We start from the raw sequence: 14188 nt of genomic DNA, 5'->3' as shown, positions 1-14188 counted from the left end.
GGGCCCATACAACGCTTGCTCAGCATGGATTCCCGCCTTCGCGGGAATGACGGCGCTTTGGGCCTCCTGTTAATCTGCCTTGTCTTGCGACGGCGGCGCCTCGGCCGCCTCGATCGCTGTAATCCACTGGTGACGGGCGCGCTGGGCGTTGTTGTACACGCTCTCCAGCCCTGCCCCGTCGCCGGCGGCGAGACGGGCGCGCAAGCCCGTCAATTGTGCCAGATAGGAATCCAGCTCCGTCAACAATGCCGACTGGTTGGCCAGGCTGATGTCGCGCCACATTTCGGGCGACGATCCGGCGATCCTTGTGAAATCGCGGAAGCCACTGGCCGCATACTGGAACAGTAAATCTGCATGCGGTTTGTTCGCGATGTCATCCACCAGAGCATACGCCAGCAAATGCGGCAGATGGCTCACGGCGGCAAACACCTTGTCATGTTCTTGCGGCGTCAAACGATGGATGATCGCATCGCAGGCACGCCAGGCGGCGGCCACGCGTTCCACGTCGGCCTCCGCGTTTTCATCCAATGCCGTCAGCACCACCTTCTTGCCGACGTACAGATCATCGATGGCCGCCTCGGGACCATTGGTCTCGCGGCCGGCAATCGGATGGCCCGGCACGAACTGGGCAAGCTTGCCGCCCAGCGCGCGCCGCGCCGACGCCACCACGTCGGACTTGGTGCTGCCCGCATCGGTGACGACGGTGCCCGGCTGCAGGTGCGGCGCTATCGCCGCCAGGATAGCCTCGGTCTGCGCCACCGGCGCGGCCAGCAGCACCAGGTCGGCGCCGTCCAGCGCCTCGCCCATGTCGCTGCCGATCACGTCGATGATGCCCAGCTCCTGCGCGCGCTGCAGCGAGGCGGCGGAGCGCCCCATGCCGACCACGCTGCCGACGGCGCCGGCCTTCTTCAGCGACCGCGCGAACGATCCGCCGATCAGGCCCACGCCAAAGATGACGACCTTGTTCAGCATTACTCCGCCAGTGCCTTGGTCAGCGCCGCGATCAGCACCGCGTTCTCCTGCGGCAGGCCGATAGAGATGCGCAGCCACTCAGGCAGGCCGTAGTTACCGACCGGACGCACGATCACGCCCTGCTTCAACAGCGACAGGTTGACGCGCGCGCCGGCCGCCAGATCGTTGCCGACCTTGACCAGCACGAAGTTACCGTAAGACGGCACGTACTGAAGGCCCAGCTTGTCGAACGCTTCGGTGAACTGCTGGTAGCCGGCCGCGTTGTTGGTGGCGCTCTGCTTCAGGAAAGCCTTGTCGTTCAGCGCAGCGATGGCCGCAGCCTGCGCCATCGAGTTGACGTTGAACGGCTGGCGGATACGGTTCATCAGGTCCGTCAGCGCCGGCTGGGCGATGCCGAAGCCCACGCGCAGGCCGGCCAGGCCGTAAGCCTTGGAGAAGGTGCGCGAGACCAGCAGGTTCGGGTACTTCTTGACCCACTCCGCCGATTCGAACTGGTTTTCTTCAGCCAGGAATTCGTTGTAGGCCTCGTCCAGCACCACGACTACAGTAGCAGGCACTTTGTCCAGGAAGGCCTGGATGTCGGCGGCCGGGATGAAGGTGCCGGTCGGGTTGTTCGGGTTGGCGATGAAGACCAGGCGGGTATCTTCCTGGATCGCGGCCAGCATGGCCGGCAGATCATGGCCGTAGTCCTTGGCAGGCACCACGATGTGGCGCGCGCCGACGCCCTGGGTCGCCAGCGCGTACACGGCGAACGAGTACTGCGAGTACACCACCGACTGGCCGCGCTCGACGAAGGCGTGGGCGGCGATCTCCAGGATGTCGTTGCTGCCGTTGCCCAGCGTGATCCACTCGGCCGGCACGTCGTAGCGCTTGGACAGCGCGCCCTTCAGATCGAAACCATTGGCGTCCGGGTAGCGGCCCAGGTCCGCGGCGGCGGCGGTCATCGCCTGCACTGCCGACGGCGGCACGCCGAACGGGTTCTCGTTCGACGCCAGTTTGACGATAGCCTCTTCATCGAGGCCGAATTCGCGCGCGACTTCCGCAATCGGTTTGCCGGCTTGGTAAGGAGCGATAGCGCGGACGTATTCCGGGCCGTAGTTCTTGGACATGGTCTCTCTCTATTGAAGTTACGAATTAAGTCAGGCTGACCGGGTAGGAACCCAGCACCTTGAAGAAGGCTGCATTGCCTTGCAGTTCATCGAGCGCCTTGGTCACGGATTCGTCATGCACATGACCTTCGACGTCGACGTAGAAGTAGTATTCCCAGGTGCCGGTACGGGCCGGACGCGATTCGAAGCGCGTCATCGACACATTGTGGCGGGCCAGCGAACCAAGCAGGCGGTAGATGGAGCCCGCCTTGTGCGGCGCGGCCAGCGCCAGCGACGTGCGGTCCTTGCCCGACGGGCCGGCCTGCAGGTGGCCGATCACGGCGAAGCGCGTGCGGTTGTGCGGATCGTCCTGGATATTGGCCTTGACCGTGCCCAGGCTGTAGCGCACGCCCGCGCGCTCGCCGGCAATCGCGGCGATGCTGTGGTCGTCGCGCGCCATGCGGGCCGCTTCGGCGTTGGACGACACGGCGCGGCGTTCGATCTCAGGGTAGTTGTTGTTCAACCAGATCTGGCACTGCGCCAGCGCCTGCGCGTGCGCGCAGATGGCGGTGACGCCGTCCATATTGCCGGTGCCGGTCAGCAGGCTGTGACGCACGGCGATGGACACCTCGCCGCTGATGGTCAGCGGCGTATGCAGCAGCAGGTCCAGCGTGCGGCCGATGGCGCCTTCGGTCGAGTTCTCGACCGGCACCACGCCGAATTCGGCGGTGCCGGCCTCGGTGGCGCGGAACACTTCATCGATCGACGAGCAAGGCAGCACGTCGACGGCGGTGCCGAACTGCTGGTACACGGCCTGCTCGCTGTAGGTGCCGGCCGGGCCGAGGAAGGCGATGGTGACGCGCTTCTCCAGCGAACGGCAGGCGGACATGATCTCGCGCCAGATGGTTTGCAGCTCGACGTTGCCCATCGGGCCGGGATTGCGGTCGGCCACGCCGCGCAGCACCTGCGCCTCGCGTTCGGGACGGAACACCGGCGCGTTGGTCTCGGCCTTGACGTGGCCGACTTGCTGCGCCACTTTGGCGCGCTGGTTCAACAGGTCGAGGATCTGCGCATCGATGGCGTCGATCTGCTCGCGCAGGGGTGTCAGTTTGTCGTTCATGATGGGTCTATTTTCCGGCGCCTGCACTGGAGGCGAATTCGTTCAAGTAGTCTACGAGCGCTTGCACGCCCTCGATAGGCATCGCGTTGTAGATCGATGCGCGCATACCGCCGACGGACTTGTGGCCCTTCAGTTGCAGCAGGCCGCGCGCTTTGGCGCCGGCCAGGAATGCTTCGTTCTTGCTTTCATCCTTCAGGTAGAAGGGAACGTTCATGCGCGAGCGGTTGGATTTCGCTACGCGGGTTTCATAAAAATCGCTGGCGTCGAGCGCGTCGTACAGCAGCTTGGCCTTGGCGATGGCGCGGCGCTCCATCTCGGCCACGCCGCCCTGCTGCTTCAGCCACTGGAACACCAGGCCGGCGATGTAGATGCCGTAGGTGGGCGGCGTGTTGTACATCGACTCGTTGTCGGCCACCAGCTTGAAGTCGAACGCCGACGGGCAGGCCGGCAGCGCCTTGCCCAGCAGGTCTTCGCGCACGATGACGATGGTGACGCCGGCCGGACCGATGTTCTTCTGCGCCCCGGCGAAAATCAGGCCGTACTTCGACACGTCGATGCGGCGCGACAGGATGTGCGAGGACATGTCGGCCACCAGCAGCACGCCATCTTTCGATGCCGGCACGCCGGCGTCGAAATCGAACTCGATGCCGTCGATGGTCTCGTTGGTGCACATGTGCAGGTAGGCGGCGCCGGGCGTGAGCTTCCACTCCGATTGCGGCGGCACCGACGTCGCCGACGATGCGGCGACGTTCACGTTGGCGTACTTGGCGGCTTCCTTGATGGACTTGGCCGACCACGAGCCGGTATGGATGAAATCGATGGTCGCTGGCTGCGGCTTGTGGCCGACGAGGTTCAGCGGGATCAGGGCGTTCTGCGACAGTCCGCCGCCCTGCATGAACAAGATCTTGTAATTGTCCGGTACTACCAGCAGCTCGCGCAGATCGCGCTCGGCTGCCTTGTAAATCGAAATAAACTCCGGCCCGCGGTGGCTCATCTCCATGACGGACATGCCGCTGCCATGCCAGTCCAGCATTTCGGCAGCGGCTTGCGCCAGCACTTCCTTCGGCAGTACGGCAGGGCCGGCGGAGAAGTTGTAGATATGAGTCACGTTGCGGTCCTTATTTGGCGGTTTGTTTTTCCTGCAGCTTTTGCATCATCGGGCCGAGGCGGCGCATCGCCACCCGCTGGCCGATCTGCATGCCCTCGGCCATCAGGCCAGGCATCGAAGCGAGCATCTTGGTACCCACCGGCGAGCGGTAGAAGGCGGCGATCTGCTTCAGTTCATCGCCGGTGTAGGTGCGGGCGTAAAGCGGAATCGTCTCCACCATGATGTCTTCGGCCAGGCCGGGGTCGCTGAGCGCTTCCTGCATCGCGCTGATGGCCGGAGGCAGCTCCGCTTCCATTTTCTCGACGGCCTTCTGCTTTTGTTCCGGCGTCATTTTGGGGTCGGAGTTGATCGCCTCCATGGCGGCCGAGCGCATCGCCGTGCCGATGCCCTGCGACATCTGCTTCATCACGCCGGCCATCAGCGTGCGATAGTTCATCGCATCGAACAGGTCGCGCGCGGCGAATTCGGACGCGGCGTCGGCTTGTGCAAACGCGGGGGCGGCGCCGGCCAGGGCAAATGCGGCAACGATGCTGGCTACAATCTTTTTCATATTGGCCTCGAAAATAAAAAACGGGATCAGTCTTATTGTCGCATTTATCCGCGAAATAAACCTGACCCCGCTGGCCCCGGACTCGCATCCGGGGGCGTGTTTGCTAGGACTTACTCAGCTTGAGCGTCGTCTGGCTTGGCGTCGGGACCCGGTTCCAGCTCGACTTCGTCGATATCGGTCTCCACCACGCGCTGCAGGCCGGACAGCTTGGTGCCGTCTTCGACTGCAATCAGGGTCACGCCCTGGGTGGCGCGGCCCATCTCGCGGATCTCGGCCACGCGGGTGCGGATCAGCACGCCGCCGGTGGTGATCAGCATGATTTCGTCGGTCGAATCGACCAGCGTCGCCGCCACCACCTTGCCGTTACGCTCGGAGGTCTGGATCGCGATCATGCCCTTGGTGCCGCGGCCATGGCGGGTGTACTCGGTGATCGGCGTACGTTTGCCGAAGCCGTTCTCGGTTGCCGTCAGCACGGACTGCTGCTCGTTTTCCGCCACCAGCAGCGCGATCACGCGCTGGCCTTCGTCCAGGTTCATGCCGCGCACGCCGCGGGCGTTGCGGCCCATCGGACGCACGTCGTTCTCGTCGAAGCGCACGGCCTTGCCGGCGTCGGAGAACAGCATCACGTCGTGCTCGCCGTCGGTCAGCGCAGCGCCGATCAGGAAGTCGCCCTCGTCCAGGTCGACCGCGATGATGCCGGCCTTGCGTGGATTGCTGAAGTCTTTCAGCGGCGTCTTCTTCACGGTGCCCAGGCTGGTCGACATGAACACGTAGTGGTCTTCAGGGAAGGTGCGGTTATCGCCGGACAGCGGCAGGATAACGGTGATCTTCTCATTGTCCGCCAGCGGGAACATGTTGACGATAGGCTTGCCGCGCGAGTTGCGCGAACCTTGCGGCACTTCCCATACCTTGAGCCAGTACATGCGGCCGCGGTTGGAGAAGCACAGGATGTAATCGTGCGTGTTGGCGATGAACAGCTGGTCGATCCAGTCTTCCTCTTTGGTCGCCATGGCCTGCTTGCCGCGGCCGCCGCGCTTCTGCGAACGGTATTCGCTGATCGGCTGCGCCTTCATGTAGCCGGTGTGCGACAAGGTCACGACCATGTCCTGCGGCGTGATCAGGTCTTCGGTGCCCAGGTCGGTCGCGTTGTGCTCGATGTTGGAGCGGCGCGGATCCTTCTGCGGGTCGCCGAATTCGTTGACCACGTGGGTCATCTCGTCGGTGATGATGGTGGTCACGCGTTCCGGCTTGGCCAGGATGTCCAGCAGGTCGGCGATTTCCGCCATCACGTCCTTGTACTCGTTGACGATCTTGTCCTGTTCCAGGCCGGTCAGGCGTTGCAGACGCATCTGCAGAATCTCCTGCGCCTGGTCGTCGGACAGACGGTACATGCCGTCAGGCTGGATGCCGTAATGCTTAGGCAGGTGCTCCGGACGGAAAGCCTCGATGCCGCCGACGGTGCTGCCTTCGCTGGTACGGGCCAGCATCTCGCGCACCAGCGACGAATCCCAGGAACGGTCCATCAGGGCGGTTTTCGCCACCGGCGGCGTCGGCGCCGTCTTGATCAGGGCGATGAAGTCGTCGATATTGGCCAGCGCCACGGCCAGGCCTTCCAGCACGTGGCCGCGCTCGCGCGCCTTGCGCAGCTCGAACACGGTGCGGCGCGTGACCACTTCGCGGCGGTGCGACAGGAAGCATTGCAGCATTTCCTTCAGGTTCAGCAGGCGCGGCTGGCCGTCGACCAGGGCCACCATGTTCATGCCGAAGGTGTCTTGCAGCTGGGTTTGCTTGTACAGATTGTTCAGCACCACTTCCGGCACTTCGCCGCGCTTCAGCTCGATGACCACGCGCATGCCCGACTTGTCGGACTCGTCGCGGATGTCGGAAATGCCTTCGAGCTTCTTGTCGCGCACGTTTTCGGCGATGCGTTCCAGCAGCGATTTCTTGTTGACCTGGTACGGCAGCTCGTCAACGATGATGGCCGTGCGGCCGCCGTCCTTGCCGTATTCTTCGTAGTGGGTCTTGGCGCGCATCACCACGCGGCCGCGGCCGGTGCGATAACCGTCGCGCACGCCCGAGACGCCGTAGATCGTGCCGCCGGTCGGGAAGTCCGGCGCCGGGATCAGTTCGATCAGCTCGTCGATCGAGCATTGCGGATTGCGCAGCACGTGCAGCGCGCCGGCGATCACTTCATGCAGGTTGTGCGGCGGGATGTTGGTCGCCATGCCGACCGCGATACCCGACGAGCCGTTGATCAGCAGGTTGGGGATGCGGGTAGGCAGTACCGTCGGCTCTTTTTCCTTGCCGTCGTAGTTGGGCTGGAAGTCGACCGTTTCCTTGTCGATATCGGCCAGCAGCTCGGCGGAGATCTTGTCCAGGCGGCACTCGGTGTAACGCATCGCCGCGGCGCCGTCGCCGTCGACCGAACCGAAGTTACCCTGGCCGTCGACCAGCATGTAACGCAGCGAGAAATCCTGCGCCATACGGACCAGCGTGTCGTAAATCGACGCGTCGCCGTGCGGGTGGTACTTACCCATGGTCTCGCCCACCACACGGGCGCATTTGACGTAAGGGCGGTTCCACACGTTGTTCATTTCGTGCATCGCGAAGAGGACCCGGCGGTGCACAGGCTTGAGGCCGTCGCGCACGTCCGGCAAGGCGCGGCCTACGATCACGCTCATGGCGTAATCGAGGTAGCTCTTGCGCATCTCTTCTTCGAGGGAAATAGGGATTGTTTCTTTTGCGAATTGATCCATTGGCGGGTCGACTGATCTTTGACTGTGGTTTATCTTTTAAGCAATGTATGCCGCACTTACTGCATTTCTAACGTCACCCCTCACTACGGACAGGCAAGCGTGCGATTTTAGCATGCGCGCACGGCAACCAGCACAATTCCAGCGCCGGCCCCGCCACTGCGGGCTGCGCACGTTGTAACGCCATGTAATATTCATGACACATTACTCAATTATTATCGATAATCACGTTGCAACAAAACAACATTTTGGTCGGAATCAAAAAGGGCTCGTGTTGGACCCTTTTCACGCCCAAACATAGCTTGTGGCAAAATGGATTAGAAGTTAATTGCTCGTTTCGCAATCGGGAGACAGGCGTGACGCCCCTGCGTGGTAGAATTCGCCCCACGTATCACTACGTCGCGCAGTTTTTCTGCGGATATCACCCCCGAAAGGAAGAAAAATATGAAAAAACTGATTTCGATGTTGGCCGTATCGGCTGCATTCGCCGGCTCGGCCATTGCACAAACCGCGCCAACCGCCCCTCCTTACGCACCTGTCACCCAGGACATCAAGGCAGCTACCCCGAAAAGCGCCTACGTGCAAGATGCACGCGGCGTGATCGCCCGCGATCCATTCGGTCTGTGCTGGCGCACCGGCTACTGGACCCCGGCTGATGCGGTTCCAGGTTGCGATCTGCCGATCTGCAACGAGCCAGAGAAACTGGTTGACGGCAAATGCGTCGCTCCAGCTCCTGTAGCCGCTCCTGCGCCAGTCGCACCAGCACCGGCTCCAGCACCTAAGCCAGTCGCTCCAGTGCCAACCGCACAAAAAGTCAGCTTCGCAGCCGACGCGTTCTTCGACTTCGACAAAGCCGTTCTGAAACCAGAAGGCAAAGCGAAACTGGACGACGTCACCTCGAAACTGGGTTCGATCAACCTGGAAGTCATCATCGCCGTCGGCCACACCGACTCCGTTGGTAGCGATGAATACAACCAGAAGCTGTCGGTACGCCGCGCTGAAGCCGTCAAAGCCTACATCATCTCCAAAGGCGTTGAAGCTAACCGCGTGTACACCGAAGGCAAAGGCGAGAAACAGCCAGTTGCAGACAACAAAACTGCAGAAGGCCGCGCCAAGAACCGTCGCGTAGAAATCGAAGTAGTCGGCACCAGCAAGTAATTCAAGCTTAGCCGCAAAACCCCACCAGCCTGGACGCGCTCAAGATCGCGCCCAGTGCAGGTGGGGTTTTTTTTCGCCCCGCGAGTTAAAATAGCGGGCATCCCCAACACGATTGCACTCATGAACGCCGATCCATTAGAACTGCAAAAATTTTCCGACCTCGCCCATCGCTGGTGGGACCCGACTTCCGAGTTCCGTCCGCTGCACGAGATTAACCCGCTGCGCCTGGAGTGGATCAACGCGCGCGCGCCGCTGGCCGGCAAGAAGGTGATCGACATCGGTTGCGGCGGCGGCATCCTGAGCGAATCGATGGCGCGCAAGGGCGCCACCGTCACCGGCATCGACCTGTCGGAAAAAGCGCTGAAGGTGGCCGACCTGCACAGCCTGGAATCGGGCGTGGCCGTGCGCTACAAGCTGATCGCCGCCGAAGAGATGGCGGCCCAGGAGGCGGGCCAGTACGACGTCGTCACCTGCATGGAAATGCTGGAGCACGTGCCGGACCCGGGCGCCATCGTGCGCGCCGCCGCCACGCTGGTCAAGCCGGGCGGCCATGTGTTCTTCTCGACGCTGAACCGCAATCCCAAGGCTTACCTGTTCGCCATCCTCGGCGCCGAGTACCTGCTGCGCATGCTGCCCAAGGGCACCCACGACTACGACAAGTTCATCACGCCGTCCGAACTGTCGCAGTTCATCCGCAGCGCCGGCCTCGACGTGCAGGGCTTCAAGGGCATGGGCTACAACCCGCTGACCAAGATCTACTCCCTCAACGACGACACCAGCGTCAACTACCTGGTGGCCACCACCCGTCCGCTGTAAAGAAACCGTTTATGACCCAGATCAATCCTCCGCGCGCCATCCTGTTCGACCTCGACGGCACCCTGGCCGACACCGCCCCCGATTTGGCGGCCGCCGTCAACCTGCTGCGCACCGAGCGCGGCCTGGAGCCGACCGCCTACGAACTGCTGCGCCCGACCGCCTCGGCCGGCGCGCGCGGCATGATAGGCGCGGCTTTCGGCCTGAAGCCGGAGGATGAAGGCTTCCTGACGCTGCGCGACGGCTTCTTCGCCAACTACCAGGCGGCGATGGCGGTGCACAGCACGCTGTTCCCCGGCATCGTCGAGCTGCTGGCCGGCATCGAGCAGGCCGGGCTGCAGTGGGGCATCGTCACCAACAAGCCGGCGCGCTTCACCGATCCGCTGCTGCCGCAGATCGGCCTGGGTCACGCGGGCTGCGCGGTGTCGGGCGACACCACGGCGCACGCCAAGCCGCACCCCGCCCCGCTGTTCGAAGCGGCCGCCCGCCTCGGCCTGGCGCCGGAGCAATGCTGGTACGTGGGCGACGACCTGCGCGACATCCAGGCCGGCAAGGCCGCCGGCATGCCGACCATCGCCTGCGGCTGGGGCTACTGCGGCCCGGTCGAACCGCAAGGTTGGCAGGCCGACTACCTGTTCGGCCATCCATCGGAATTACTGGCTCTGATGCAAGAATCGTTGCCGGGAAGATCCGAACTTGCCGCGTAAGATTAGCGTTTTTGCATTTGATAACGCTAACCGTTGTATAGACGAGTCAATGGTATCGCTGCCATTTGAATAGGCACACTAATTGGTTGTTCAACAAGTTGAACTCCGTATAATCGGCGTCGACTGCGTAGTATCACTTACTTCCTGCAAGCCACAACCTCGCTGAATGGAAAGAGAGACAGTCACCACTATCTCAACTTTCCATCCAGGCGCATCATGACTTTTCCTGAGCTGGCTGCCCCAACCTCGCAGCCTCACTCCGAGCAATACCACGTCCTTCCCCTTCCTCCGCTAGACCCCGGCGCACCGCAAAGCTGGATGGTCAGCGTTGCCGACGCCAAATACCACTGGTACGACCTGGTGGCGGGCTTCCCTGAGACACCGGACATCCGCGACCCGATCGGCCGCTACCAGCGCCGCATGCAGTTCGAGCTGGAAGCGCTGGCGACCAAGCACCACCTGTTCTTCGCCGTGATCCGGCCACGCGTGCGCTTCGACATCAAGGGCGCGATCCAGTGGGGCTTCTTCTCGCTCAAGCTGACGCTGCCGCTGCTGCTGGGCGCCGACGAGGCCAGGGAAAGCATCACCATCGAGCTCAAGGTGCCGTTCGCGGCCACCATGAAAAAGCCGACCGTGATGCTGACGCCGAACTTCGTCACCCTGAACTGGGGCGGCCTGATCGAGGCGTTCTCGATCCACGACATCCTGCAAAACTACGCCCACGCGCTGAAGATCCCGAGCAAGGTGGTCTACGTCGGCCAGACCCGCGACGACGACGCCCGCCTGAGCAAGGGCCGTCTGCCGGCGCTGCAGAAGCTGCACGCGCAGCACAGCGAACATTTCGACACGCTGCTGCTGGTGCAGCAGCTGGACGTGCAGGTCAGCTGCGCCGACGGCGATCCGGCCGAGGCGCCGCAGTACGCCGATCCGCTGGCGGCCGACGCCCTGCAGGGCGAGCGCATGGACGTGGTGGAAGCGGCCTTGATCCATTACTTCGAAGGCGCCGCCACGCGCAACCACGAACAGCGCACGCTGCGCGCCGCCCGCCTGGGCGCGGTGCAGGCCGGGCAAAACCTGGCGCAATTCACCATCGACCTGCAATACCCGGAACTCGGCCGCTACAACTACCTGTGCTCCGGACAGGTGGACAGCGCCAGGCGCCACCTGCTGAGCTGCTACATCGCCGACGGCCAGGCCAAGGTAGCGCCCATGCCGCTGCCGCCGCAGACCAAGACAGCAAAGGGCTGACAACGAAGCGCCAGCGGTGTTACATTGCGTGAAGAATTGTCGCCGCCGTCAGATTGCCTTATGGAAATATCTTCGGGGACGTACTATACTATTGCAAACAACTACCTGAGATCCTGGAGCGCACGCCATGCCGAGCGATTACCCTGAACTAATCGCTGACGACGACTATCCCGATCCCTCACCCGAGGAGTTGGGCGTAGGGGCGCTGTTTGCCGAAGCACCGGAACCATTTCACGACCTGCTGGCCACGACGGCCGAACATATCGACGAGCTGCTGCCGCTGATGCCGCAGCGCACCGTCGCGCCGCAGACCTGGGTCGTCACCGTGGCCGACGCCAAGTTCCACTGGTACGACCTGGTGGCCGGCTTCCCTGAAATTCCCGACATCCGCGACCCGGTCGGCCGCCACCTGCGCCGCATGCAGTTCGACCTGGAGGCGACCACGGAAAAACGGCTGATCTATTTCGCCGTCAACCGTCCGCGCGTGCGCTTCGACACCACCCGCAGCACCAGCTGGGGCTTCTTCTCGCTGAAGCTGACGGTGCCCATGCTGGTCGGCCCCGAGGAAAAACGCGACAGCATCACCATCGAACTGGAAGTGCCGTTCGCCGCCACGCTGAAGAAGCCGAGCGTGGTCGTCACCGACCGCTTCATCACGCTGAACTGGGGCGGCTTGATCGAGGCGCTGTCGATTCACGATGTGCTGCAGCAGTACGAAAATTCGCTGACTTACCAGAGCAAGGTGCAGTACGTCGGCCAGACCAAGGATCCGATGGGCCGCCTGGCCCGCGCGCGCCTGGCGGCGGTGCAGAAGGTCCACCAGAACAATAGCGAGGACAACGACATGCTGCTGCTGATCCAGCGCATGAACGTGGAAGTGATCTCCGACGACGGCGACCCGGCCGAGCTGCCCGCCAACGACAACCCGGTGGCCGCCGACGTGCTGCTGAAGGACCGCATCGACATCATCGAATGCGCGTTGATACGCTACTTCGAAGGCCCGATGATGCACGGCCGCAGCGACAAGGAAGCCGAGGTCCGCAAGCAGCGCCTGCGCGAAGCCCAGGCAGCCAACAAGCTGGAGAGCTTCCGCATCGACCTGCGCCTGGAAGACCCGGGCCAGTACCACGACCTGTACTCCCAGCACGCGCCGGTGTCGCGCAACCACATCATCGACTGCACCATCGTCGATGGCGAAGTGCTCGTCACCCGCGTGCCGGAAAAAACCAAGCCCTGACCCGGTCGTTCCCGCGCAGGCGGGAACCCATGCTGAATCGGCTAATCAGGTGACGTATGGATTCCCGCTTGCGCGGGAATGACGGCGCGTCCTCTCACACGGCGGCCAGCGCCTGCGCCAGATCGGCCAGCAGGTCGTCGCTGTGCTCGATGCCTATCGACAGCCGCACCGTATCCACCGTCACGCCGGCCTTGGCCAGCTCCTCCTCGTTGAGCTGACGGTGCGTGGTCGACGCCGGATGGCAGGCCAGCGATTTCGCATCGCCGATATTGACCAGCCGCGTGAACAACTGCAGCGCATCCTGGAAGCGCGCCCCGCCCTCGACGCCGCCCTCCACGCCGAAGGTCAGCACGCCGGACGGACGGCCGCCCAGGTACTTCTTCGCCAGCGCGTGATCGCGATGGTCTTCCAGCCCCGCGTAGTTGACCCACTTGACCTTGGCGTGCGTGCTGAGGAACTGCGCCACCTTGCGCGCGTTCTCGGTGATGCGCTCCATGCGCAGCGCCAGCGTCTCGATGCCCTGCAGGATCAGGAAGGCGTTGAACGGCGAGATCGCCGCGCCGGTGTTACGCAGCGGGACCACGCGCGCGCGGCCGATGTAAGCCGCCGGCCCCAGCGCCTCGGTGTAGACCACGCCGTGGTAGGACACATCCGGCTCGTTCAGGCGCTTGAAGCGCTGCTTGTGCTCAGCCCAGGGGAACTTGCCGGAATCGACGATGGCGCCGCCGATGGAATTGCCATGGCCGCCCAGGTACTTGGTCAGCGAGTGCACCACGATGTCGGCGCCATGCTCGAAGGGACGCAGCAGGTAGGGCGTGGCGACGGTGTTATCGACGATCAGCGGCACGCCGTGCTTGTGGGCGATGGCGGCGATGGCTTCGATGTCGGTGATATTGCCGAGCGGGTTGCCGATCGATTCGATGAACACCGCCTTGGTGCGCTCATCGATCAGCGCCTCGAACGACGACGGATCGCGCGCGTCGGCAAAGCGGGTGGTGATGCCGAACTGCGGCAGCGTGTGCGCGAACAGGTTGTAGGTGCCGCCATACAGCGCCGAGGCGGAGACGATATTGTCGCCCGCTTCGGCGATGGTCTGGATCGCGTAGGTGACGGCGGCCTGGCCCGAAGCCAGCGCCAGCGCCGCCACGCCGCCTTCCAGTGCGGCCACGCGCTGCTCCAGCACGTCCTGGGTCGGGTTCATGATGCGGGTGTAGATGTTGCCGGGTACCTTGAGGTCGAACAGGTCCGCGCCATGCTGGGTGTCGTCGAAAGCATAGGCGACGGTCTGGTAGATCGGCACCGCCACGGCGCGCGTGGTGGGATCGGGCTTGTAGCCGCCGTGGACGGCAATGGTTTCGAGTTTCATACGGTCTCCGCGATGATGTTATGTAAAAACCATCTTTAAGAATAGGACAAAATCGCGGAGGGTCCAAA

General features: G+C 63.2%; 12 protein-coding genes. 5 read left to right on the top strand and 7 right to left on the bottom strand.

Annotated features, from left to right (window positions below; all coding sequences use genetic code 11):
- Positions 1–69: 69 nt before the first annotated feature.
- The 6 genes from GEV02_RS07025 to gyrA all read right to left on the bottom strand — a co-directional run bounded on the left by GEV02_RS07025 (position 70) and on the right by gyrA (position 7594).
- On the bottom strand, positions 70–972 hold the full coding sequence (locus GEV02_RS07025; RefSeq protein WP_174999003.1) for a prephenate dehydrogenase: 903 nt from the start codon (positions 970–972) through the stop codon (positions 70–72).
- Positions 972–2081 carry a histidinol-phosphate transaminase gene (gene hisC / locus GEV02_RS07020; RefSeq protein ID WP_152837345.1) on the bottom strand — a complete coding sequence of 370 codons (1110 nt, stop codon included), beginning with the start codon at positions 2079–2081 and terminating at the stop codon, positions 972–974. Before hisC ends, GEV02_RS07025 begins: the two co-directional genes overlap by 1 nt.
- Positions 2082–2106: 25 nt before the next feature.
- A complete protein-coding gene (gene pheA, locus GEV02_RS07015) occupies positions 2107–3180 on the bottom strand; it encodes a prephenate dehydratase (protein ID WP_070358605.1) in 1074 nt (357 codons plus the stop codon).
- A gap of 7 nt (positions 3181–3187) precedes the next feature.
- Complete coding sequence (serC, locus tag GEV02_RS07010; RefSeq protein ID WP_328595746.1) at positions 3188–4288, bottom strand: 3-phosphoserine/phosphohydroxythreonine transaminase; 1101 nt, start codon at positions 4286–4288, stop codon at positions 3188–3190.
- Between the two features lie 10 nt (positions 4289–4298).
- Complete coding sequence (locus GEV02_RS07005; protein ID WP_152837344.1) at positions 4299–4838, bottom strand: DUF2059 domain-containing protein; 540 nt, start codon at positions 4836–4838, stop codon at positions 4299–4301.
- Between the two features lie 110 nt (positions 4839–4948).
- Positions 4949–7594, bottom strand: coding sequence for a DNA gyrase subunit A (gyrA, locus tag GEV02_RS07000; RefSeq protein WP_152837343.1), 2646 nt, complete (start codon positions 7592–7594; stop codon positions 4949–4951).
- Positions 7595–8035: 441 nt separating this feature from the next.
- On the opposite strand from gyrA, the gene ompA reads away from it, so the two are divergent.
- From ompA to GEV02_RS06975, 5 genes are all read left to right on the top strand, one after another.
- Positions 8036–8749 (top strand): outer membrane protein OmpA, encoded by a 714-nt coding sequence (ompA, locus tag GEV02_RS06995; RefSeq protein ID WP_152837342.1) that lies wholly within the window; start codon positions 8036–8038, stop codon positions 8747–8749.
- Positions 8750–8869: 120 nt separating this feature from the next.
- Positions 8870–9565 carry a bifunctional 2-polyprenyl-6-hydroxyphenol methylase/3-demethylubiquinol 3-O-methyltransferase UbiG gene (ubiG, locus tag GEV02_RS06990; protein ID WP_152804390.1) on the top strand — a complete coding sequence of 232 codons (696 nt, stop codon included), beginning with the start codon at positions 8870–8872 and terminating at the stop codon, positions 9563–9565.
- An 11-nt stretch (positions 9566–9576) separates the two neighbouring features.
- Positions 9577–10269: an HAD family hydrolase gene (locus tag GEV02_RS06985; RefSeq protein ID WP_152837341.1), complete on the top strand. Its 693-nt coding sequence runs from the start codon at positions 9577–9579 to the stop codon at positions 10267–10269.
- A 216-nt stretch (positions 10270–10485) separates the two neighbouring features.
- Complete coding sequence (locus GEV02_RS06980) at positions 10486–11517, top strand: hypothetical protein (RefSeq protein WP_152837340.1); 1032 nt, start codon at positions 10486–10488, stop codon at positions 11515–11517.
- A gap of 127 nt (positions 11518–11644) precedes the next feature.
- Positions 11645–12754, top strand: a complete 1110-nt coding sequence (locus tag GEV02_RS06975; protein WP_152837339.1) for a hypothetical protein — start codon at positions 11645–11647, stop codon at positions 12752–12754.
- Positions 12755–12848: 94 nt separating this feature from the next.
- Here GEV02_RS06975 and GEV02_RS06970 read toward each other — a convergent pair whose 3' ends face one another.
- Positions 12849–14120 carry a bifunctional O-acetylhomoserine aminocarboxypropyltransferase/cysteine synthase gene (locus tag GEV02_RS06970; protein WP_152837338.1) on the bottom strand — a complete coding sequence of 424 codons (1272 nt, stop codon included), beginning with the start codon at positions 14118–14120 and terminating at the stop codon, positions 12849–12851.
- Between the last annotated feature and the right edge of the window lie 68 nt (positions 14121–14188).

This window comes from Rugamonas aquatica (assembly GCF_009380215.1).
In the GTDB taxonomy this organism is placed as follows: domain Bacteria; phylum Pseudomonadota; class Gammaproteobacteria; order Burkholderiales; family Burkholderiaceae_D; genus Rugamonas; species Rugamonas aquatica_B.
The sequence above is the reverse complement of the archived record's forward strand: the minus strand, read 5'-3'. Positions and strand labels throughout refer to the sequence as shown.

Coding starts and splice junctions, on each gene's coding strand:
- GEV02_RS06970 (WP_152837338.1), bottom strand. CDS start 14,120: ATGAAACTCGAAACCATTGCCGTCCACGGCGGCTACAAGCCCGATCCC.
- ubiG (WP_152804390.1), top strand. CDS start 8,870: ATGAACGCCGATCCATTAGAACTGCAAAAATTTTCCGACCTCGCCCAT.
- GEV02_RS06985 (WP_152837341.1), top strand. CDS start 9,577: ATGACCCAGATCAATCCTCCGCGCGCCATCCTGTTCGACCTCGACGGC.
- gyrA (WP_152837343.1), bottom strand. CDS start 7,594: ATGGATCAATTCGCAAAAGAAACAATCCCTATTTCCCTCGAAGAAGAG.
- pheA (WP_070358605.1), bottom strand. CDS start 3,180: ATGAACGACAAACTGACACCCCTGCGCGAGCAGATCGACGCCATCGAT.
- GEV02_RS07025 (WP_174999003.1), bottom strand. CDS start 972: ATGCTGAACAAGGTCGTCATCTTTGGCGTGGGCCTGATCGGCGGATCG.
- GEV02_RS06975 (WP_152837339.1), top strand. CDS start 11,645: ATGCCGAGCGATTACCCTGAACTAATCGCTGACGACGACTATCCCGAT.
- ompA (WP_152837342.1), top strand. CDS start 8,036: ATGAAAAAACTGATTTCGATGTTGGCCGTATCGGCTGCATTCGCCGGC.
- GEV02_RS06980 (WP_152837340.1), top strand. CDS start 10,486: ATGACTTTTCCTGAGCTGGCTGCCCCAACCTCGCAGCCTCACTCCGAG.
- GEV02_RS07005 (WP_152837344.1), bottom strand. CDS start 4,838: ATGAAAAAGATTGTAGCCAGCATCGTTGCCGCATTTGCCCTGGCCGGC.
- hisC (WP_152837345.1), bottom strand. CDS start 2,081: ATGTCCAAGAACTACGGCCCGGAATACGTCCGCGCTATCGCTCCTTAC.